The following is a 21536-nucleotide window of genomic DNA, read 5'->3' as shown; positions in this document are numbered from 1 at the left end:
TGCTTTATCCCTTTAATCAGCCCATTCTCAACGCTTTTTCCTCGCACGGCACCTCTACAGACGTTACCCTTAACTCGTGTACATCTAACCGAAAACGGTGTGGAGCACTATGTCAGAAACCACCGAACGAAACCGGCATGCAAAACTGCTGGAGCGGGCAACGCGTATCCTCGCGATGCGCGACCACAGCGAGGCGGAATTTCGCCGTAAGCTGGTGGTCTCCAGCGAGCGTGCGGCCCAGTTCTCAAAGGCGGAAACGCCACCAGAGCCGCTGCACCCGGAGGAGATCGACCAGGTTGTTGAGTGGTGCTATCAGCATAACTGGCTGGACGATACGCGCTTTGCTGAGCGCTATCTGGCCAGCCGCAGCCGAAAGGGTTATGGGCCGCAGCGCATTCGCATGGAGCTGGGCCAGAAAGGCATCGATAAAAACCTGATTGATGAGACGCTGGCCGCCAGCGAAATTGACTGGTCAAAGCAGGCGTTTGATCTGGCGGAAAGGAAGTTCGGCCTGCCATTTCCTACCGAATGGAAGGAAAAAGCCAGGGTACAGCGTTATCTGATGACGAAGGGCTTCTTTACCGAAGATATACGGGCTATTTTTGCAAATTTTGATGATTGACCTTCGATGGGATTTTACTTCCCTCTGAAGAAAATTTATCTTATTCACCACTTTTTGTTCGTGTGTCGCCGCAGGCAGCAGCCGATCCGGCGTAACATGACCCACGAAACGTACGTTAGCGTGATTCCAGGACAAATATGAGCAAGAGCACTGCGGAGATTCGTCAAGCGTTTCTCGACTTTTTCCAGAGCAAGGGACATCAGGTTGTAGCCAGTAGCTCCCTCGTCCCAAACAATGACCCGACGCTATTATTCACCAACGCCGGGATGAACCAGTTTAAAGACGTTTTCCTCGGCCAGGACAAGCGTAATTATTCTCGTGCCACCACGTCGCAGCGCTGCGTGCGCGCCGGTGGTAAGCACAATGACCTCGAAAACGTCGGTTACACCGCGCGTCACCACACCTTCTTCGAGATGCTGGGCAACTTCAGCTTCGGCGACTACTTCAAGAAAGAGGCCATTGGCTTTGCCTGGGAGCTGCTGACCAGCCCTGAGTGGTTCGGCCTGCCAAAAGAGAAGCTGTGGGTCACCGTGTACGAGACCGATGACGAAGCTTACGGCATCTGGGAAAACGAGATCGGCGTGCCGCGTGAGCGCATCATCCGTATCGGCGACAACAAAGGCGGCGCCTACGCTTCCGATAACTTCTGGCAGATGGGCGATACCGGCCCGTGCGGCCCGTGCTCGGAGATCTTCTTCGACCACGGCGATCACATCTGGGGCGGCCCTCCGGGCAGCCCGGAAGAGGATGGCGACCGCTATATCGAGATCTGGAACATCGTCTTTATGCAGTTCAACCGCCAGTCCGACGGCACCATGCTGCCCCTGCCGAAGCCATCCGTGGACACCGGCATGGGCCTGGAGCGCATCAGTGCGGTCCTGCAGCATGTGAACTCCAACTACGAAATCGATCTGTTTGCCAAACTGATTCAGTCAGTGGCGCAGGTTACCGGTGCGACCGATCTCAGCAATAAATCGCTGCGCGTGATCGCCGACCATATTCGTTCCTGTGCCTTCCTGATTGCCGATGGTGTGATCCCGTCGAATGAGAACCGTGGCTACGTGCTGCGCCGCATCATTCGCCGTGCGGTGCGCCATGGCAACATGCTGGGGGCAGAAGGGACCTTCTTCTACAAACTGGTTGCTCCGCTGATTGCCGTTATGGGTGCAGCGGGTGAAGATCTGCAACGCCAGCAGGCGCAGGTCGAGCAGATCCTGAAAACCGAAGAAGAGCAGTTTGCGAAAACCCTGGAGCGCGGTCTGGCGCTGCTGGATGAAGAGCTGGAAAACCTGCAGGGCGACACGCTGGATGGTGAAACCGTCTTCCGCCTCTACGACACCTTTGGCTTCCCGGTCGACCTGACGGCGGACGTCTGCCGCGAGCGTAACCTGAAAATTGACGAAGCCGGTTTCGAGCAGGCGATGGAGCAGCAGCGACAGCGCGCCCGCAGCGCCAGCGGTTTCGGAACGGACTACAACAACGTGATCCGCATTGACCAGGCCTCTGCCTTCAAAGGCTATGAAGAGCTGGCGCTGAATGCAGCAGTGACGGCCATCTTCGTTGACGGGCAGGCAGCTGATGAGATCAATGCCGGTCAGGAAGGGGTGATCGTTCTCGATGAAACGCCATTCTATGGTGAATCCGGTGGTCAGGTTGGCGATACCGGCGAGCTGAAAACCAGCGAGGCCAGCTTCAGCGTGAACGACACGCAGAAGTACGCGCAGGCGATTGGTCATATCGGCAAACTGTCGGCAGGCAAGCTGCGCGTCGGCGATCGCGTGGCGGCACAGGTGGATGAGGCACGCCGTGCGCGCATTCGTCTAAACCACTCGGCAACGCACCTGCTGCACGCGGCGTTACGTCAGGTACTTGGCGAGCACGTGGCGCAGAAAGGCTCACTGGTGAACGACAAATACCTGCGTTTCGACTTCTCGCATTTCGAGGCGATGAAGCCGGTTGAAATCCGCCAGGTTGAAGAGATTGTCAATGCGCAGATCCGCCGCAACCTGCCGATTGAAACCAACATCATGGAGCTCGAAGCGGCGAAAGCTCACGGCGCCATGGCGCTGTTTGGCGAGAAGTATGATGACCACGTTCGCGTTGTCGGCATGGGCGACTTCTCAACCGAGCTGTGTGGCGGTGTGCACGCCGTGCGTACCGGTGATATCGGCCTGTTCCGTATTACCTCTGAGTCCGGCACCGCCGCTGGCGTGCGCCGTATTGAAGCCGTCACCGGGGAAGGGGCGCTGGCACAGGTTTACAGCCAGAACGAGCAGCTGCTGGATATCGCACACCTGGTCAAAGCCAATAACAGTAATCTGAATGAGAAAGTGCGTGCGCTGATCGACCATGCGCGCGGGCTGGAAAAAGAGTTGCAGCAGTTGAAGGATCAGCAGGCTGCGCAAGAAAGTGCATCGTTAAGTAGTCAAGCGATTGCACTGAAAGGCACCAAACTGTTAGTCAGTGAGCTGAGCAACGTCGAACCGAAGATGCTGCGTACGATGGTAGACGATCTGAAAAATCAGCTCGGCTCCGCAATTATCGTGCTGGCAACGGTTAGCGACGGCAAAGTCTCTCTGATTGCTGGCGTGACCAAAGACCTGACCGACCGCGTGAAAGCGGGCGAACTGGTGGGCGAACTGGCTCAGCGGGTCGGTGGTAAGGGTGGCGGTCGCCCGGATATGGCTCAGGCAGGCGGTACAGATGCACAGGCGCTGCCTGCTGCGCTGTCTGGCGTTGAGTCATGGGTAGCGGCAAAACTGTAACACTATAAAAAACGTGTCGCGAGCAGGCGCACCGGGCGTAAATCCGGGGCGCTTTACTTCCGCGCTACAACCCTGTAATCATAAAGTCAGGTTGATAATCCGGTTTTCGGCTAAACTAACTATCAGCAGAATGTATTGGTAAGCAGGTGCACTCTTAGTGTATTTGTCATAATCTACGTTTAGCGTTATATGATGGATAATGCCGGGAAGCAGTTAGCCCGACTCTTTTAATCTTTCAAGGAGCAAAGAATGCTTATTCTAACTCGTCGAGTTGGTGAAACCCTCATGATCGGTGATGAGGTGACTGTAACTGTGCTGGGAGTCAAAGGTAACCAGGTACGTATTGGTGTGAACGCCCCTAAAGAAGTTTCGGTGCATCGCGAAGAGATTTATCAGCGCATCCAGGCCGAAAAAACTCAGCAGACAAGTTACTAACGGATCCAGCGCCTCGCTCCCTGTAGCGAGGCGCTACCGGTTTTCAGTTCCCTTTTTCCCTTCCTCCCCACTACTTTTCCCATTTTGTTACCCATTCACGCTGTTCTTTTGCCAAAAATTTATCCCTCTGACAGATTTATAACGTACAGACTTAGCGTTGCTTTTCGCAGTTTCATTGTTGATTAATCACTCTTTTTGTCGCCAATTTGGCCGTATTGCGTGGCTTTTGTGCAAACAAACACGAGTGACGAAAAAAGGGGGAGAAATTGTTTGACTTACAACGCCCAGAAAGTAATATGTGCGCCACGCAGTGCCGATGAGCAGAAACAACGTTCTGAAGCACAACTCGAAAGAGTGCTAGTGGTGAGGTGGCCGAGAGGCTGAAGGCGCTCCCCTGCTAAGGGAGTATGCGGTCAAAAGCTGCATCCGGGGTTCGAATCCCCGCCTCACCGCCATTTTGCATCCATAGCTCAGCTGGATAGAGTACTCGGCTACGAACCGAGCGGTCGGAGGTTCGAATCCTCCTGGATGCACCATATTTTAGGAAGTTGGAAATACCTCTGTTCCAGCTCTTTTAAAGTTGCTTAGTGCGGCTTTAATTTCAGGTAGTATTGATGAATGCTTACAGCCTTCATCACGGTGAGTAGTCAGCACCCTGCGTTATACAAGAATTAACAATGCATCCATAGCTCAGCTGGATAGAGTACTCGGCTACGAACCGAGCGGTCGGAGGTTCGAATCCTCCTGGATGCACCATTCTTTAGTATCTCCTCAGGTTTGTCGCATTATCTCCCCCAATGTTTTATCAAATGCATCCATAGCTCAGCTGGATAGAGTACTCGGCTACGAACCGAGCGGTCGGAGGTTCGAATCCTCCTGGATGCACCATATTTTCAGTAAACCTCTTCATACGTTTTACCTATGCATCCATAGCTCAGCTGGATAGAGTACTCGGCTACGAACCGAGCGGTCGGAGGTTCGAATCCTCCTGGATGCACCATATCTCTCCAAATTAACCGCACCGCTGTACCCGTATGTTGTTGCGTTGTTCCAGCAATCCCAAAGTAGGATAACGTCGCGTGCGACGGCCCGTCAGGGTGAGGCGAAGCCGAATAATCCTCCTGGATGCACTATCACTTCATTAATCATTATATCTTATCAGATCCACCTATCCTCGAATTCCCCCTTAACTTCATGGTCTTAAGCCAAATTCTACCTGAGCTTTATCCCACGTATTTATCTGAATCTCAAAATCCCTATATCTTTCAAGGCATTTGCGGATCCATGCTAGCAGCGACAACCAGTGTGCTTTTACGCTAAAGTAATCGTTCCGTTATCAGGATGGATACGAGAATGTACGATGCTTATGATGGCTTGATTTTCGATATGGATGGCACCATCCTCGACACCGAGCCGACACACCGTAAAGCCTGGCACCAGGTGCTGGCGCAGTACGGCATGACCTTCGACGAAACGGCGATTATTGGCCTTAATGGCTCACCGACCTGGCGCATTGCACAGGTGATTATTGCCGATCATCACAGCGACCTCGATCCTCATCGACTGGCCGCAGAGAAAACCGCCTTACTGAAAACGATGCTGTTTGATACCGTCCAGCCGCTGCCGCTGATTGACGTTGTCAAATCGTACAAGGGGCGCCGCCCGATGGCGGTAGGCACCGGCAGCGAGCATGCGATGGCGGTGGGGCTGTTGCAGCATCTCGGCCTTCTGGCACATTTCGACGCCATTGTCGGAGCAGATGATGTTAAACGCCACAAGCCGGAACCTGATACATTTCTGCGCTGCGCCGAATTGATCGGTGTACCGGCCGCGCGCTGTGTGGTGTTTGAAGACGCTGATTTTGGTATACAGGCAGCAAAAGCAGCAGGCATGGATGCGGTGGATGTCCGTCTGCTGTGAGTGAATGGCTTTCGTATGGTTCGATGTTTGCCAGTAGCTTTCTCAGCGCCACGCTGTTACCGGGCAGCTCAGAGGCGCTACTGGTAGGGCTCTTGCTGGCAGGGAAAGTTTCTGTTGGCGCTCTGGTTTTCACTGCCGCACTGGGAAACACCCTGGGCGGATTAACCAACATTGTAATAGGTCGCCTGCTTCCACAGAAAAATCAGGGGCGATGGCATGACACAGCAACGGCGTGGCTGCACCGTTTGGGGCCTGCTGCGCTGCTTTTCAGCTGGTTACCAGTGATTGGTGATCTGCTGTGCGTTGTTGCCGGGTGGTTACGTTTTGCCTGGTTGCCGGTGGTGATTTTTCTCGCTATCGGCAAGACCTTGCGTTACGTAGTACTGGCAGCCGCAACACTTCAGGGCATGGAATGGTGGCATTGATTCGCTTTAGGGCGGCGCTACGGTTAACATTATGCTTAACAATAATAAGTTTTTCTCTGAGCGGGAGGTCAATTTGATCCCGGACGTATCACAGGCGCTTTCCTGGCTGGAAGCTCATCCTGACGCACTTAAAGGTATTGGCCGCGGTATTGAGCGCGAAACTCTGCGCGTTAAACCGGATGGTCATCTGGCCACGACCGGGCACCCAGCTTCCCTTGGCTCAGCCTTGACGCATAAGTGGATCACCACTGACTTTGCCGAAACGCTGTTAGAATTTATTACGCCGGTCGATCAGGACATTGATCGTCTGCTGGCGTTTTTACGCGATATCCATCGTCACGTTGCGCGCGAGCTTGGTGAAGAGCGCATGTGGCCGATGAGCATGCCGTGCATGATCGATCCCGGCCAGGATATTGAACTGGCGCAGTACGGCAGTTCGAATATCGGCCAGATGAAAACGCTGTATCGCCAGGGGCTGAAAAACCGCTATGGCGCACTGATGCAGATTATCTCTGGCGTGCACTATAACTTCTCGCTGCCACTCTCATTCTGGCAGGAGTGGGCAGGGGTGAAGGATGCGGAAAGCGGTAAAGAGGCGATCTCCGATGGCTATCTGCGCCTGATCCGTAACTACTACCGCTTTGGTTGGGTGATCCCTTACCTGTTTGGCGCATCGCCAGCAATCTGCTCTTCTTTCATGCAGGGGAAAGAGAGCGCGCTGCCGTTCGAACGCAGCGATAAAGGCATGCTGTCACTGCCTTATGCCACTTCACTGCGTCTGAGTGACCTGGGCTACACCAACAAGTCACAAAGCAGCCTTAACATTACCTTCAACAACCTGGCGGAATACATTAAGGGCCTGAAGGCGGCGATTAAAACCCCGTCTGAAGAGTTTGCCAGCATGGGCGTGAAGGATGAAAACGGCGACTGGCTGCAGCTAAATACTAACGTGCTGCAGATTGAAAATGAGCTGTATGCGCCAATCCGGCCGAAGCGCGTCACCCGATCGGGCGAAGCGCCTTCGGATGCACTGCAGCGCGGCGGTATCGAGTATATCGAAGTGCGCTCGTTGGATATCAACCCGTTCTCGCCCATCGGCGTAGACGCCAACCAGGTGCGTTTCCTGGATCTGTTCCTGATCTGGTGTGCACTGGCTGATGCGCCTGAGATGAGCAGCGCAGAATTGGCCTGCACGCGTAAAAACTGGAATCGGGTGATCCTTGAAGGGCGTAAACCTGGCCAGACTATCGCAATGGGGTGTGAAGAAGCACAGCATCCGCTGGTAGACGTGGGTAAAGCGCTGTTTAGCGACCTGCGGCGCGTAGCGGAAACGCTGGACGGGCAGAGCGGCGAACATCACTATCAGGAAGTCTGCGATCGCCTGGTGGCCTCGTTTGATGACCCCGATCTGACTTACTCAGCGCGCTTCCTGCAAAACCTGAAAGCCAATGGCATTGGCGGTGCCGGACTGGCGCTGGCCGAGCAGTATCGCCAGCAGCTGAGCGAAGAGCCGCTGGAAGTGCTGACTGAACAGCAGCTTAGCGATGAGGCTCTGCGCTCTAAGGTAAGTCAGCAGGAGATTGAAGAAAGTGATACGCTTAGTCTGGATGCCTTTTTGAAAGACAAAGGCTAGCGTTAGAAAAGAAAAAGGCCACAATCACTGTGGCCAAATTAACATCTCTGTTGTCAGGGATGAGATGATGATAACAAATGCGCGTCTTTCATATATTCAGACGCGCCCTACGCGTAAAAGTTTCATCATTGCAAAAATAAATTCATTAGTTGAGGTAACCGTATGCCATTGCTGGATAGCTTTACCGTCGATCATACCATCATGAATGCGCCTGCTGTGCGCGTTGCGAAGACCATGAAAACGCCACAGGGCGATACCATTACCGTATTCGACCTGCGTTTCTGCCGTCCGAACATTGAGATTTTGACCGAGCGCGGGATCCATACGCTGGAGCACCTGTTTGCCGGCTTTATGCGTAACCACCTGAACGGTGACGGTGTCGAAATCATCGATATTTCACCAATGGGATGCCGCACCGGTTTCTACATGAGCCTGATTGGCGTGCCGGACGAAAAGCGCGTTGCGACAGCGTGGAAAGCGGCGATGGAAGACGTGCTGAAAGTGAAGCAGCAGAGTGATATTCCTGAACTGAATATCTACCAGTGCGGAAGCTGTGAGCTGCACTCGCTGGAGCAGGCTCAGGAGATCGCGCGTAACGTCATCTCTAAAGAGATTGGTGTGAACCGCAATGAAGATCTGGCGCTGCCAAAAGAGAAGTTGAAAGAGCTGCACATCTAAATCGTAGTGGCGAGGCGTGCCTCGCCAGGGTCAGGCATGCCTGGCCCCTACGTTTACGACCCGACCGATTCCTTCAATGATGTCTTCGGCGTGATGCGTACCTGCTTAATCATGTTGTCCTGCACATCGAGAATATCAACGGCGTAATGCCCGATATGGACCGTGGTTCCCGGCAGCGGGATATCCTGCAACTCCTCCAGAATCATGCCGTTCACGGTGCGCGCTTCCTCTTCCGGCAACGTCCAGTTAAAGGCTTTGTTCAGCTCGCGGATATTGGCGCTGCCCTCAACCAGAACCGAACCATCGTTCTGCGGCACCACTTCTTCGGCAAGCGTTGGCGACATGGAGGTGGTGAAGTCCCCGACAATCTCTTCGAGAATATCTTCGATGGTCACCAGCCCTTTGATATCACCATACTCGTCCACCACCAGCCCGACCTTCTTCTTGTTGCGCTGGAATTTTACCAGCTGCACGTTGAGCGGGGTGCCTTCCGGCACGAAGTAGATCTCATCGGCGGCGCGCAGCAGCACTTCTTTGGTGAACTCTTTCTTCTCGGTCATCAAACGATAGGCTTCGCGCACGCGCAGCATGCTCATCGCATTATCCAGGGAGTCGCGGTACAGCACGATGCGGCCATGCGGTGAATGCGTCAGCTGGCGAACAATCGACTTCCAGTCATCGTTGATGTTGATACCGGCAATCTCATTGCGCGGCACCATAATGTCATCCACGTTGACCTTTTCCAGGTCAAGCACGGACAGCAGCATGTCCTGATTACGGCGCGACATCAGCGAGCGCGATTCGTGGACGATGGTACGCAGCTCATCTTTACTCAGTGCGCCGCTGATAGCGCCGTCGCTTTTGATACCGACCATGCGCATCAGAATGCGCGTAATGGTGTTAAGCAGCCACACCAGCGGCATCATGACGATCTGCAACGGCCCCAGCAAGATGCTGCTCGGGAAGGCGACTTTCTCCGGGTAGAGCGCGGCGACAGTTTTTGGCAGCACCTCTGAGAACACCAGCACCAGGAAAGTCAGAATACCCGTGGCAATAGCTACCCCTGCATCACCGTACAGGCGCATCCCGACGATAGTCGCCAGCGCTGAGGCCAGAATGTTCACCAGGTTGTTGCCAATCAGCACCAGGCTTATCAGGCGGTCCGGGCGGCGCAGTAATTTTTCGACCCGACGCGCGGCGCGGTTACCGTTTTTAGCGAGGTGGCGCAGCTTGTAGCGGTTGAGCGTCATCATGCCGGTTTCGGAACCGGAGAAGTACGCCGACACCAGAATCATGATGACCAGCGTAATAATCAGGGTCGTAGTTGAAACGTGTTCCAAGAGAGGTCCTTGCTTTGGAAATTCAGGAGGTTAATAAATGCTGCAGCATGCGGCTACCAAAATAAGCCATAGTGAGCAAAAATGCCCCGCCGCAGTTGAACCAGACGACGCGGCGCCCACGCCAGCCTTCATGATAGTGGCCCCACAGCAGTACGATATAGACAAACCAGGCGAGTATCGACAGCACGGCTTTATCAATGTTCTCACGACTGAACAGATCCGGTAAGTAGAACAGACCGGTGCAGAGCACCAGCGTCAGCAGCACCACGCCAATCTGCGTAATATGGAACATCTTACGCTCAATGGTCATCAGCGGCGGAATGTCGGTGCTAAAAGCCAGTTTCTTGTTCTTCAGCAGCCAGTCAATCCACGCCAATTGCAGAGCGTACAGCGCGGCGATAATCAGGGTGGCGTAGGCGAAAAGGGCGAGGCCAATATGCACCATCATTCCCGGGGTGGTTTCCAGGTGAGTGATAAAGGCATTGGGAACGAAAGTCGCAAAAGCCAGGTTAATCAACGCGAAGCTGTAGACTATCGGTAGCAGGATCCAGCCACGATTACGTGAGGCGACAATGGTCATAATCGCGCAGATCAGCAGACTCACCAGCGAACCGATGTTCAGCAGGCTGAGGTTCTGCCCGCCATCAGGCCCAAATATGCGCTGCTCAAGCGCCACAGCGTGAAACACCAGCGCTGCCACGGCGGACAGCACCGCCAGACGGCGCCATGTGCTGTTCTTACGCAGCAGGCTGGGAACGATCAGGGCAAGGCTGAATGAGTAGGCGAGTAGCGCCAGAATCGCAAATACGGACATAGATCTCGTTAGTTACCGACAAGACTGAGAAAAAAACCAGTATAGCGCCAGCGACGGCTGGCTCCAAACGATCTCAACGCATATGGCTGAGATCGCTGCGTCACTATGTTATAATCCGCGCCATTGTGTCGCCGAGGCGGCCTCTCATTACGTTGAGCGAGAGACGATGTTTGATAATTTAACCGACAGACTGTCGAAAAGCCTGCGCAATATCAGTGGCCGCGGGCGGCTGACAGAAGACAATATCAAGGACACGCTGCGCGAAGTGCGCATGGCGTTGCTGGAAGCGGACGTTGCGCTGCCGGTAGTCCGTGACTTTATCGGACGCGTCAAAGAGCGCGCCGTCGGTCACGAAGTGAACAAAAGCCTGACACCGGGTCAGGAGTTCGTAAAGATCGTTAAAAACGAACTGGTTGCTGCCATGGGCGAGGAGAACAACACTCTGAACCTGGCGGCGCAGCCACCGGCCGTGGTGCTGATGGCGGGCCTGCAGGGTGCGGGTAAAACCACCAGCGTCGGTAAGCTCGGTAAGTTCCTGCGTGAAAAGCACAAGAAGAAAGTGCTGGTGGTCTCTGCCGACGTTTATCGCCCGGCAGCGATCAAACAGCTGGAAACCCTGGCCGAGCAGGTGGGCGTCGACTTCTGTCCGTCAGACCTCAGCCAGAAGCCGGTCGACATCGTTAAAAATGCATTACAGCAGGCTAAGCTGAAATTCTACGACGTGCTGCTGGTGGACACCGCCGGTCGTTTGCACGTCGATGAAGCGATGATGGACGAAATCAAGCAGGTTCATGCCGCGATTAATCCGGTAGAAACGCTGTTTGTGGTCGATGCCATGACCGGTCAGGATGCCGCGAACACCGCGAAGGCGTTTAACGAAGCGCTGCCGCTGACCGGCGTGGTTCTGACTAAAGTCGACGGTGATGCCCGCGGCGGTGCTGCACTGTCGATTCGTCATATCACCGGTAAACCGATTAAATTTATGGGTGTCGGTGAGAAAACCGAAGCCCTTGAGCCGTTCTACCCGGAGCGTATCGCCTCACGTATCCTCGGCATGGGCGACATGCTGTCGCTGATCGAAGATATCGAAAGTAAGGTAGACCGCGCCCAGGCCGAGAAACTGGCCAGCAAGCTGAAGAAGGGCGACGGTTTCGACCTCAACGACTTCCTCGACCAGCTGAAGCAGATGCGTAACATGGGCGGCATGGCCAGCCTGATGGGCAAACTGCCGGGCATGGGACAGCTGCCGGACAACGTTAAATCGCAGATGGACGATAAAGTGCTGGTGCGTATGGAAGCGATGATCAACTCCATGACGCGCAAAGAGCGTGAAAAGCCGGAGATTATCAAAGGCTCACGCAAGCGCCGTATCGCGACAGGTTCAGGCATGCAGGTGCAGGACGTTAACCGCTTATTAAAGCAGTTTGACGATATGCAACGCATGATGAAGAAGATGAAGAAAGGTGGCATGGCGAAAATGATGCGCGGCATGAAAGGTATGATGCCGCCAGGTTTCCCAGGCCGTTAAGCAAGCTGGAAAATGGCTCAGGCGAATTAGATTGCTTTTTGCGCCAAAATGAGTAAAATTTTCGGGCTTTTTATATTGCACCCGGGCCCCGTTCCCTCAATGGGGCCCGGTTGTTTTATTAACTAAAGAGGATGTTATGGTAACAATTCGTTTGGCACGTCACGGCGCTAAAAAGCGTCCGTTTTATCAGGTAGTCGTAACCGACAGCCGTAATGCTCGCAACGGTCGCTTCATCGAGCGCGTTGGCTTCTTCAACCCGATCGCTTCAGGTCAGGCTGAGCCACTGCGTCTGGATCTGGACCGCATTGAGCACTGGGTTGGCCAGGGCGCTACTCTGTCTGATCGCGTTAACGCGCTGATCAAACAAGCTAAGAAAGCAGCTTAATCTGTCACGGTGGTCAACATGAGCAAGCAACTCACCGCCCAGCCTCCCGCTAACCCGTTAATTCTGGGGAAGATGGGCTCGGCCTACGGTATTCGTGGTTGGCTCAAAGTGTTTTCCTCCACCGAAGACGCTGAAAGCATTTTTGACTATCAGCCGTGGTTTATCCAACGTGCGGGTCAATGGCAGCTTGTCGAGCTGGAAGGCTGGAAGCGCCACAATCAGGACATGATCATCAAAGTCAAAGGCATTGACGATCGTGATGCTGCGGGTCTGCTGACCAATTGCGAAATTGTCGTGGATTCAGAGCAACTGCCGGAACTGGAAAGCGGCGACTATTACTGGAAAGACCTGATGGGCTGCCAGGTAGTCACCACTGAAGGATACGAGCTGGGTAAAGTCATCGATATGATGGAAACCGGTTCAAACGACGTTCTCGTCGTCAAGGCTAACCTGAAGGATGCATTTGGTGCGCAGGAGCGGTTAATTCCGTTCCTCGATGAACAGGTTATCAAGAATGTCGATCTCACTACTCGCACCATCAAAGTAGATTGGGATCCTGGTTTTTGAGCTCCGAACAAAACGGTAATACTCCGGCGCAAAGTATGTGGATTGGCGTAATCAGCCTGTTTCCTGAAATGTTTCGCGCAATTACCGATTACGGAGTAACTGGCCGGGCAGTAAAAAATGGCCTGCTCAGCATTCAGAGCTGGAGTCCTCGTGACTTCGCTCATGACCGGCACCGTACCGTGGATGAACGTCCTTACGGCGGCGGACCGGGAATGCTAATGATGGTTCAACCCTTACGGGATGCCATCCACGCAGCAAAAGCGGCGGCAGGAGAAGGCGCAAAGGTGATTTATCTGTCACCTCAGGGGCGTAAACTCGATCAAGATGGGGTCTGCGAGCTGGCGACCAACCATAAGTTAATTCTGGTGTGTGGTCGTTATGAAGGGATCGATGAGCGCGTAATCAAAACCGAGATTGACGAAGAGTGGTCGATTGGGGATTACGTACTCAGCGGTGGCGAGCTGCCAGCGATGACGCTGATTGACTCGGTTTCCCGGTTTATTCCGGGAGTGCTGGGGAAACAGGCGTCAGCCGAAGAGGATTCGTTCTCGGAGGGTTTGCTGGATTGCCCACACTACACCCGCCCTGAAGTGTTAGAAGGGATGGAAGTACCGCCAGTTCTGCTGTCGGGCAACCATGCTGATATTCGCCGGTGGCGCCTGAAACAGTCGCTGGGCCGTACCTGGCTTAGAAGACCTGAACTTCTGGAAAACCTGGCTCTGACTGAAGAGCAAGCAAAGTTGCTGGCTGAGTTCCAACGGGAACATCGCCAGGCAACAAAACATGATACGGCTGGAAAGGCATAACGCCATCCGCCTTAACTATCAGTTTACCCAGGATAAGAGATTTAATTATGAGCAACATTATTAAGCAGATCGAACAAGAACAGATGAAACAGGACGTACCTTCATTCCGTCCGGGTGATTCCGTGGAAGTGAAAGTATGGGTCGTTGAAGGTGCTAAAAAGCGTCTGCAGGCATTCGAGGGCGTGGTTATCGCTATTCGTAACCGCGGTCTGCACTCTGCATTCACTGTTCGCAAAATTTCTAACGGCGAAGGTGTTGAGCGTGTATTCCAGACTCACTCCCCAGTAATCGACTCGATCACTGTGAAACGTCGTGGTGCTGTGCGTAAAGCCAAACTGTACTACCTGCGCGAGCGTACTGGTAAGTCTGCACGTATCAAAGAACGTCTGGGCGCTAAAGCGGCCTCTTAATAGTTAATAGCAAACAAAGGGCTGGCCTGCGGGCTGGCCCTTTTTTTATCCGCAAAATTCCTCTAATATCCCCGCGAAATTTTCTGCCTGTCGCGCCCGCCGAAACGAAATAAAAAGCCGTTCCCTGCTGATATTTAACCGGATATGTAAAAATTAGCGCGTATGTTTGATAGAACCCTATCCTTTGCAGGAACGATATTCGCTATGCGTTTTACGCCCAGCCCTTCAACCGGCGTGTCGATGAAAATCGGCGGTGCCCTGACCTCTACGCTGATGATGGCCTGCGTGAAAGGATTAGACGGCGCTATCCCGGTTGGAGAGGTGATCTTCTTTCGCTCTTCAGTGGCGCTTATCCCGCTGTTTATCTGGCTGTGGTGCCAGGGCAATATCCTTGACGGTATCCGTACGCGCAATGTTAAAGGACACTTCCTGCGCGGGCTGGCCGGTACAGGGGGGTTGTATTTCAGCTATCTGGCACTGCTGTATATCTCGCTGACTGAGGTCACCGCGATCAATTATGCCGCGCCGCTAATCACGGTGGTCATGGCGGCACTCTTCCTGCGTGAGAAGGTGAAGTCTCATCGCTGGGTCGCGGTCATTGCCGGGTTTGCCGGGATCATCGTGATGATGTCCGGGCAGCTGTTCTTTGCAAGAGAAGGGGCATTCAGCACGCTGAGCTGGCTGTCTACGCTGGGCATGATCCTGGCGCTGCTGGCGGCGGTGTGCATCGCCGGCGCCTCGATTCAGATCCGCTACCTCAACGGCATTGAAAAACCTGGCGCAATTGCCTTCTGGTTCGCCATTACCACCACGCTGACCTCGCTGTTGACCCTGGGTTTTGGCTGGTCACTGCCCAACGGCAGGCAGCTGATGTTGCTGCTGGGCTGCGGACTATTAGGCGGGATAACGCAGATCCTGCTAACGCTGAGCCTGAAATATGCCGATGCCTCGCTGCTGGCACCCTTTGATTACACCACGCTACTCTGGTCGGTGTTTATCGGCTATCTGTTCTGGGACACATTACCGCAGTCGGCAACAATGATTGGCGCGGGGCTGGTGGTCAGCGGGGGAGCGATCTCTCTCTATTTTGAACGGCGCAGTCGGCGGGGGATCACGCCGCTCAACGTCGGCGGATAATCTGAGGCGGGACCCGCGCCCGCCTCAATTGATTACTGGCTTGCTGCGCGCAGCAGCTCAACCAGCAGTGGTGACAGCTCATGGCGCAGCGCGGCGCGCTCGGACTGGAACAGCGTGGCGGCGAAAAACTTATGCCCCGGGAGCTCCATCGCGCGCACATCGCCATCGCGATCGTGCGCGCTGAGGCGTAGTGGGTAGCCGCTCAGCTCGACAACAAAATCCGGGTTCACGCCAAAATTACAGTGATAGCCCTCTGTTATCTCAGATTTGCCATAGGCCCGCGCCAGCAGCGTGTCGGGCTTAATCAAAATATCCCCGTTTTTCTCGACCAGCGAACAGCTCAGCGGCGCAATAACCAGTCGACCCCCGCTGGCCGTTTCGGCATGGCCGGCATCGGTCCAGCCCATCACATTGCGAGCATATTCCACGATAGCGTACTGAAATCCGGCGCAGGAACCGAGAAACGGCACGTTGTTCTCTCGCGCATAAGTAATCGTCATAAACGCGGCATCATCGCTGTGATACGGGCTGCCCGGCACCAGCCAGATGGCATCAAAATCCTGCAACATGCTGCGGTCGGTCAGGGTTTCAGTGGGTAGCCATTGTGGGGTAACGTCGAGATTAAGGGCTTGCGCAGCCAGGGAAATGGCCAGGGGGATGGCCTGATGCGCAACGGCATCGGGACGGTAGTCGCCAACCAGAGCTAAACGAAGGTAGGTCATTGTCGTTTCCTGTGCAGGTAAAAAAGGATGCTACTGCAACGGTTTCACGCTGGCAAGCACCGCAGGTTATTCGTATGCTGGGTGTCTACCGCACGCAAGGAGAGAGATGTGACACAGCGTATCAATCAGTTTGGACAGCCCATTGGCGCAGCACTGCCGGACTGGCAGCCCGTTGCTATTCCCGCTCCACAGGCGCTAACCGGCCGCTTTTGCCGCCTGGAACCGCTTGATGCCGCCCGCGATGCGGCTGGCCTTTATGCCGCTTATGCTTCGGCTCCCGATGGCCGCGACTGGACCTATTTAACGGAGGAACGCCCGGAAACCCTGGCTGATTTTCATATCTGGCTCGAGCAGCGCGCCGCGGAGAAAACCTTTGTCACCTTTACCATCTTCTGTACGCAGCGCGAAATTCCGGTAGGACTGGTTTCCTATATGCGCATCGACCCGGTTAATGGATCGCTGGAGATCGGGGGTGTCACCTGGTCGCCATTTATGAAGCGCACGGTGATTGGCACTGAAGCCCTGTGGCTGATGATTAAGCACACTTTTGACCTCGGCTATCGCCGCTGTGAGTGGAAGTGTGATGCGCTGAATCTGCCATCACGCAACGCGGCGCTACGCTTAGGGTTCACCTGGGAGGGCACTTTCCGCCAGATGATGGCACGTAAAGGGCGTACGCGTGACTCCGACTGGTTTTCCATTATTGATGGCGAATGGCCAGCGATCGACAAGGTGCTGACTGACTGGCTGTCCCCGCAGAACATCGATGCGCAGGGGCAGCAGCGACAATCGCTCAGCGCGCTAATGCGGGCGGCGAAGGTGGTAGATGGCGGTATTGACCGGGCCGCTGTTCAGCACGATTAGCCCGTAACGCACAGCGACTAATTCCGCGCCGGCACTTACCGCGACAGCACGGCTGGCAAGATTGGTTTCAGCGGCAAGGATCTCAATGACGTCGATATCCGGCTGGGAGAACGCCCGTTCAACCAGCCATTTTACGGCGCTGCGGGCAATTCCCTTACGCTGTTCGCTGCTGCGCACCCAGTAGCCGAGCGCCGCCGGGCTCTCCGCGCCAGCCGGATAGCGTATCCCCGCGCCGCCCAGCAGGCGACCATCTTCTGCAAACAGGCCCAGCTCGTCCGCAGTGCCCTGTTGACGTTGCAGATGGGTATAGCGGAACCACTGACGGGCCTCTTCCTCCCGATAATCCTCATGTGCCCACGCCATCCATGGGATCAGCGTATCCAGAGAGTGATTAACCGCACTCGCAAAAGCGGCTGCATCGTGCTCTGCAAAGGGGCGAATGACTAAATTCACGCTCGGCTCCTGTTCTTTTCCCTGAGTGAGGCTGAGTATAGATCCTGAGGGTCGCGCAGGTAACGGAAATAATTGGTATTTTTCAATGCTGATGCTGCAATGTAAACTTATATGTACATTCCGCTTTCATGATTTGCGTTATTCAAGTCATTGTTTTATATAGTTAAAGTGGGTGATTTTAGGGTGTTTTTAATAAAGGTGGTAATAATTGTGTACATATGGCTGTTGTGTTATGTACGCATTCTGGTACAGTTGATTTCAACCTCGCTGAGGATCCCTATTAACGAATTGCCAGGATGACGATCATGCAAAAAGATGCGCTGAATAATGTACATATTGCCAACGAACAGGTGCTGATTACCCCGGAAGAACTGAAAAAGCAGTTCCCGCTGAATAGCGTGCTGGAGGGGCAGATTGCCGCTTCACGCCAGACTATTTCTGACATCATCAGCGGGAAAGATCATCGCCTGCTGGTGGTGTGCGGTCCGTGTTCCATTCACGATACCGAAGCGGCTCTCGCCTATGCGCGTGACCTGAAAGCGCTGGCGGATCAGGTTGGCGATCAGCTGTACATCGTGATGCGCGTCTACTTTGAAAAGCCACGTACCACCGTGGGCTGGAAAGGGCTGATCAACGATCCTCATATGGATAACACTTTTGATATGGAAGCCGGCCTGCATATTGCGCGCCAGCTGCTGCTCAATCTGGTGGAGATGGGCCTGCCGCTGGCAACCGAAGCGCTGGATCCAAACAGCCCACAGTACCTGGGGGATCTGTTCAGTTGGTCTGCGATTGGCGCCCGTACCACTGAATCCCAGACGCACCGCGAAATGGCTTCTGGCCTGTCAATGCCGGTTGGCTTCAAAAACGGCACCGACGGCAGCCTGGGTACCGCGATTAACGCCATGCGCGCTGCGGCCATGCCACACCGCTTTGTCGGTATCAATCAGGCAGGGCAGGTGTGCCTGTTACAGACTCAGGGCAACCCGGACGGGCATGTGATCCTGCGCGGTGGTAAAAAGCCTAACTACGGCCCGGAAGACGTGGCGCAGTGTGAAAAAGAGATGCAGCAGGCGGGACTCCGCCCCGCCTTGATGATAGATTGCAGTCATGGCAATTCTAATAAAGATTTCCGTCGCCAGTCGGGCGTTGCCGAGTCTGCGGTTGCGCAGATCAAAGATGGCAACCGCTCAATTATCGGCCTGATGCTGGAAAGTAACATTCACGAAGGCAATCAGTCTTCCGAGCAGCCGCGCAGTGATATGCGCTACGGGGTTTCCGTCACCGATGCCTGCATCAACTGGGAAACCACCGAAAGCCTGCTGCGTGAAATTCATCAGGATCTGAACGGAGTGCTGGCGGCGCGTCTGTCGCAAGAGGGTTAACGAGTTATGGTGGCTGAACTGACCGCGCTACGCGATCAAATCGACGAAGTGGATAAAGCGCTGCTGGACCTGCTGGCAAAACGGCTGGAGCTGGTAGCGGAAGTGGGCGAGGTGAAGAGCCGCTACGGATTACCGATTTATGTCCCGGAACGTGAGGCCACGATGCTGGCCTCGCGCCGCGCCGAGGCTGAAAAGCTTGGCGTACCGCCGGACCTGATCGAAGATGTGCTGCGCCGCGTGATGCGTGAATCCTACACCAGTGAAAATGATAAGGGCTTTAAAACCCTGTGTCCTGAGCTGCGTCCGGTGGTGATCGTCGGCGGTAAAGGGCAGATGGGGCGGCTGTTTGAAAAGATGCTCACGCTCTCCGGTTACCAGGTGCAGATCCTCGACAAAGGGGACTGGGACAATGCTGCGGCGATGCTGGCGAATGCCGGGATGGTGATTATCAGCGTGCCTATCCACCTCACCGAGCAGGTGATTGGCGAACTGCCGCCGCTGGCGCCGGACTGCATTCTGGTTGATCTCGCTTCGGTGAAGAATAAACCGCTGCAGGCGATGCTGGCAGCACACTCTGGCCCGGTATTGGGCTTGCACCCGATGTTTGGGCCGGACAGCGGCAGCCTGGCTAAGCAGGTTGTGGTCTGGTGCGATGGCCGCCAGCCGGAAGCCTACCAGTGGTTCCTCGAACAGATTCAGGTTTGGGGCGCACGCCTGCACCGCATCAGCGCGGTGGAGCACGATCAAAATATGGCGTTTATTCAGGCGCTGCGCCACTTTGCGACCTTTGCTTATGGCCTGCACCTGGCCGAAGAGAACGTGCAGCTGGAGCAGTTACTGGCGCTCTCGTCACCGATTTACCGCCTGGAGCTGGCGATGGTCGGGCGGCTGTTTGCGCAGGACCCGCAGCTTTACGCTGACATCATTATGTCGTCGGAAAGCAACCTGGCGCTGATTAAGCGATATTATCAGCGCTTTGGCGAGGCGATTAAGCTGCTGGAGCATGGCGATAAGCAGGCATTTATTGACAGCTTCCGCCGCGTGGAACACTGGTTTGGCGACTACGCTAAACGCTTCCAGGCGGAAAGCCGCACGCTGCTGCGTCAGGCTAACGACAGCAGAGCGTAGCCCAACCGTGGGGACGACCCTTTTTTCCGGTCGTCCCATTAGTTTAACCGTGGCTATGCCGTAGGGGACGACCCTCTTTTTCGGTCGTCCCGTGAGTTTAAGCGTTGATACCTGCTTATAGCCCTTAACCGTAGCAACCGCGGCGTTCAGCGCCCCGTCATGCGCCATCATCAGCCCGGTATATTTACCGCAACCGTCAGGTTGTCAGGTCAGGATTCACCATATAAACGCGGATACGATGCGGCAGCGGCACGGGTTGCAGGCATTCGGTTACCTGCTGGCGCTGACTGAAAGCCGCCGCTGCCTGAGGCTGGCGGTTTACTGCGGGTCGACGGCGACCACGTTCTCGCCCGGATAGCAGCCAAGCACTTTCAGCGAGCGGGTGATTGGGGCCAGCTCGCGCAGTGCTTCCTGCACGTCGTCATTGCGCAGGTTGCCCTGGAAGTCGATGTAAAACATCTCCTGCCACGGGTTGCCGTTAATCGGGCGCGACTCCAGCTTGCTCATGGTCAGATTGTGCTTGCGCAATACCAGCAGGGCTTCAACCAGCGCACCCGCCTGCTGGCCAGTGGCCATAATCAGCGTGGTTTTGGCTGGAACCTGGAGCGACACTTCAATCGGCTTGCGCGCCAGCACAATAAACCGGGTGATGTTTTGACGCTGGTTGGCCAGATTACGCTCCAGCACCTGAAGGCTGTAAAGCTCGCCACCGGCTTCACTGCCCAGAGCGGCGACTTTGGGTGAGTTCATCGCGGCCACTTTTTCCATCGCGGCTGCGGTGCTTTCGGTGTACTCAATTTTCCAGTGCGGATAGCGGTTAACAAACTGGCTGCACTGCTGGAAAGGCTGTGGATGACTGTAAACCGTTTCGATTTCCTGCAGCGTGGTATTGCCGGATACCAGCACGCAGTGGTCGATAGGGATAGTAATTTCACCCACGATAGACAGGCTGGTCTGCTGCAGCAGGTCATACACATCGGTAATGGAACCCGAGGTGGTATTCTCCACCGGCAGCACCGCGTAATCTGCCTGGCCGGTTTCGACCTGATTAAAGATATCGTGGAACTTCAGGCAGCCGCTCTCAATAAAGCTGTCGAAATGGCGGGCGGCATAGTGGCGTGACGCCAGGTGAGAATATGAACCTTTTGGCCCAAGGAAGGCGATGCGTGCCGAATGCGGGTTAGTATTGTTCAGCTGTTTTTGCAGCAGCGCCTGCTGGGTCAAAACGGAGTCTTCAATAATTTGCTGGAACAGGCGCGTGATGTAATGCGCATCCAGCTTGTGGCCTTTACCCAGGGTGATCAGATGTTCGAGCAGATCGCGCTCGCGGTCGATGTCACGGATCGGGCGGTGCGTGGCCATTTTGGCCTCGGCAACTTCTACCGCCAGCGCGCGGCGCTGTGCCAGCAGCGACAGCAGTTGTTCGTCCAGTGCGCTGATCTTACCGCGCAGAGCAAGCAAAGGGTTTTCGGAGTTCATATGTGCTACCTGTCCAGATTTCGCTAAAAAAAAAAGCCTC

General features: G+C 54.8%; 21 protein-coding genes, 5 tRNA genes, 1 pseudogene and 1 other annotated feature (1 of these 28 cut by a window edge). Of the genes and pseudogenes, 21 read left to right on the top strand and 6 right to left on the bottom strand.

Features of this window, described 5'->3' with window-relative positions; all coding sequences use genetic code 11:
• The first annotated feature begins 109 nt into the window (after window positions 1-109).
• From J2Y91_RS03150 to luxS, 12 genes are all read left to right on the top strand, one after another.
• On the top strand, window positions 110-622 hold the full coding sequence (locus J2Y91_RS03150; protein ID WP_133622896.1) for a regulatory protein RecX: 513 nt from the start codon (window positions 110-112) through the stop codon (window positions 620-622).
• Window positions 623-759: 137 nt separating this feature from the next.
• Window positions 760-3387 (top strand): alanine--tRNA ligase, encoded by a 2628-nt coding sequence (gene alaS / locus J2Y91_RS03145; protein ID WP_048917105.1) that lies wholly within the window; start codon window positions 760-762, stop codon window positions 3385-3387.
• Window positions 3388-3636: 249 nt separating this feature from the next.
• Window positions 3637-3822, top strand: coding sequence for a carbon storage regulator CsrA (gene csrA / locus J2Y91_RS03140; protein ID WP_004155916.1), 186 nt, complete (start codon window positions 3637-3639; stop codon window positions 3820-3822).
• Window positions 3823-4184: 362 nt separating this feature from the next.
• Window positions 4185-4277: transfer RNA gene (locus tag J2Y91_RS03135), tRNA-Ser, on the top strand.
• 4 nt (window positions 4278-4281) lie between these two features.
• Window positions 4282-4358: transfer RNA gene (locus tag J2Y91_RS03130), tRNA-Arg, on the top strand.
• Window positions 4359-4501: 143 nt separating this feature from the next.
• Window positions 4502-4578 (top strand) — tRNA-Arg (locus J2Y91_RS03125).
• 55 nt (window positions 4579-4633) lie between these two features.
• Window positions 4634-4710, top strand: a tRNA-Arg gene (locus J2Y91_RS03120).
• Window positions 4711-4745: 35 nt separating this feature from the next.
• Window positions 4746-4822, top strand: a tRNA-Arg gene (locus J2Y91_RS03115).
• Between the two features lie 353 nt (window positions 4823-5175).
• Complete coding sequence (gene yqaB / locus J2Y91_RS03110) at window positions 5176-5742, top strand: fructose-1-phosphate/6-phosphogluconate phosphatase (protein ID WP_133622897.1); 567 nt, start codon at window positions 5176-5178, stop codon at window positions 5740-5742.
• Window positions 5739-6167 carry a YqaA family protein gene (locus J2Y91_RS03105; protein ID WP_133622898.1) on the top strand — a complete coding sequence of 143 codons (429 nt, stop codon included), beginning with the start codon at window positions 5739-5741 and terminating at the stop codon, window positions 6165-6167. The genes yqaB and J2Y91_RS03105 overlap by 4 nt, the downstream gene beginning before the upstream one ends.
• A gap of 31 nt (window positions 6168-6198) precedes the next feature.
• Window positions 6199-7800: a glutamate--cysteine ligase gene (gene gshA / locus J2Y91_RS03100; protein WP_208864871.1), complete on the top strand. Its 1602-nt coding sequence runs from the start codon at window positions 6199-6201 to the stop codon at window positions 7798-7800.
• A 162-nt stretch (window positions 7801-7962) separates the two neighbouring features.
• Window positions 7963-8478 (top strand): S-ribosylhomocysteine lyase, encoded by a 516-nt coding sequence (gene luxS / locus J2Y91_RS03095; RefSeq protein ID WP_048917102.1) that lies wholly within the window; start codon window positions 7963-7965, stop codon window positions 8476-8478.
• Between the two features lie 53 nt (window positions 8479-8531).
• Here the strand turns inward: luxS and J2Y91_RS03090 are convergent, their stop codons facing one another.
• Both J2Y91_RS03090 and J2Y91_RS03085 read right to left on the bottom strand, forming a co-directional pair.
• A complete protein-coding gene (locus J2Y91_RS03090; protein ID WP_133622899.1) occupies window positions 8532-9818 on the bottom strand; it encodes an HlyC/CorC family transporter in 1287 nt (428 codons plus the stop codon).
• Window positions 9819-9840: 22 nt separating this feature from the next.
• Window positions 9841-10632, bottom strand: a complete 792-nt coding sequence (locus J2Y91_RS03085; protein ID WP_048917100.1) for a cytochrome C assembly family protein — start codon at window positions 10630-10632, stop codon at window positions 9841-9843.
• 166 nt (window positions 10633-10798) lie between these two features.
• On the opposite strand from J2Y91_RS03085, the gene ffh reads away from it, so the two are divergent.
• The 6 genes from ffh to J2Y91_RS03055 all read left to right on the top strand — a co-directional run bounded on the left by ffh (window position 10799) and on the right by J2Y91_RS03055 (window position 15465).
• A complete protein-coding gene (ffh, locus tag J2Y91_RS03080) occupies window positions 10799-12160 on the top strand; it encodes a signal recognition particle protein (protein WP_133622900.1) in 1362 nt (453 codons plus the stop codon).
• 136 nt (window positions 12161-12296) lie between these two features.
• Entirely contained in the window at window positions 12297-12545 is a 249-nt protein-coding gene (gene rpsP / locus J2Y91_RS03075; RefSeq protein ID WP_004155935.1) for a 30S ribosomal protein S16, read from the top strand.
• An 18-nt stretch (window positions 12546-12563) separates the two neighbouring features.
• Entirely contained in the window at window positions 12564-13112 is a 549-nt protein-coding gene (gene rimM, locus J2Y91_RS03070) for a ribosome maturation factor RimM (protein ID WP_048917098.1), read from the top strand.
• Between the two features lie 35 nt (window positions 13113-13147).
• On the top strand, window positions 13148-13918 hold the full coding sequence (trmD, locus tag J2Y91_RS03065; RefSeq protein WP_133622901.1) for a tRNA (guanosine(37)-N1)-methyltransferase TrmD: 771 nt from the start codon (window positions 13148-13150) through the stop codon (window positions 13916-13918).
• A gap of 47 nt (window positions 13919-13965) precedes the next feature.
• Window positions 13966-14328 (top strand): 50S ribosomal protein L19, encoded by a 363-nt coding sequence (gene rplS, locus J2Y91_RS03060; RefSeq protein WP_048917096.1) that lies wholly within the window; start codon window positions 13966-13968, stop codon window positions 14326-14328.
• Between the two features lie 204 nt (window positions 14329-14532).
• A complete protein-coding gene (locus J2Y91_RS03055; protein ID WP_133622902.1) occupies window positions 14533-15465 on the top strand; it encodes a DMT family transporter in 933 nt (310 codons plus the stop codon).
• Between the two features lie 32 nt (window positions 15466-15497).
• On the opposite strand, the gene J2Y91_RS03050 is transcribed toward J2Y91_RS03055, so the two are convergent.
• Complete coding sequence (locus J2Y91_RS03050) at window positions 15498-16187, bottom strand: CTP synthase C-terminal region-related (seleno)protein (protein WP_048917094.1); 690 nt, start codon at window positions 16185-16187, stop codon at window positions 15498-15500.
• 108 nt (window positions 16188-16295) lie between these two features.
• On the opposite strand from J2Y91_RS03050, the gene J2Y91_RS03045 reads away from it, so the two are divergent.
• Complete coding sequence (locus J2Y91_RS03045; protein ID WP_133622903.1) at window positions 16296-17051, top strand: GNAT family N-acetyltransferase; 756 nt, start codon at window positions 16296-16298, stop codon at window positions 17049-17051.
• Here the strand turns inward: J2Y91_RS03045 and J2Y91_RS03040 are convergent.
• A complete protein-coding gene (locus J2Y91_RS03040; protein WP_048917092.1) occupies window positions 16989-17504 on the bottom strand; it encodes a GNAT family N-acetyltransferase in 516 nt (171 codons plus the stop codon). The two genes, J2Y91_RS03045 and J2Y91_RS03040, sit on opposite strands and share 63 nt — an antisense overlap.
• A gap of 305 nt (window positions 17505-17809) precedes the next feature.
• Between J2Y91_RS03040 and J2Y91_RS03035 the strand changes: the two genes are divergently transcribed.
• The gene (locus J2Y91_RS03035) at window positions 17810-18889 is read left to right on the top strand and encodes a 3-deoxy-7-phosphoheptulonate synthase (RefSeq protein ID WP_133622904.1); all 1080 of its coding nucleotides are present in this window, start codon (window positions 17810-17812) and stop codon (window positions 18887-18889) included.
• A 6-nt stretch (window positions 18890-18895) separates the two neighbouring features.
• On the top strand, window positions 18896-20017 hold the full coding sequence (gene tyrA / locus J2Y91_RS03030) for a bifunctional chorismate mutase/prephenate dehydrogenase (protein ID WP_133622905.1): 1122 nt from the start codon (window positions 18896-18898) through the stop codon (window positions 20015-20017).
• A 105-nt stretch (window positions 20018-20122) separates the two neighbouring features.
• On the opposite strand, the pseudogene J2Y91_RS03025 reads toward tyrA, so the two are convergent.
• Window positions 20123-20339 (bottom strand): annotated as a pseudogene (locus J2Y91_RS03025) (hypothetical protein); the annotation flags it as partial.
• A complete protein-coding gene (pheA, locus tag J2Y91_RS03020; RefSeq protein WP_099753848.1) occupies window positions 20336-21496 on the bottom strand; it encodes a bifunctional chorismate mutase/prephenate dehydratase in 1161 nt (386 codons plus the stop codon). The gene pheA and the pseudogene J2Y91_RS03025, both read right to left, overlap by 4 nt.
• A gap of 26 nt (window positions 21497-21522) precedes the next feature.
• Window positions 21523-21536: a sequence feature (Phe leader region), on the bottom strand; it runs 111 nt beyond the window's last position.

The sequence above is a fragment of the Erwinia aphidicola genome (assembly GCF_024169515.1).
GTDB classification, from domain to species: Bacteria; Pseudomonadota; Gammaproteobacteria; order Enterobacterales; family Enterobacteriaceae; genus Erwinia; species Erwinia aphidicola.
The sequence above is the reverse complement of the archived record's forward strand: the minus strand, read 5'-3'. Positions and strand labels throughout refer to the sequence as shown.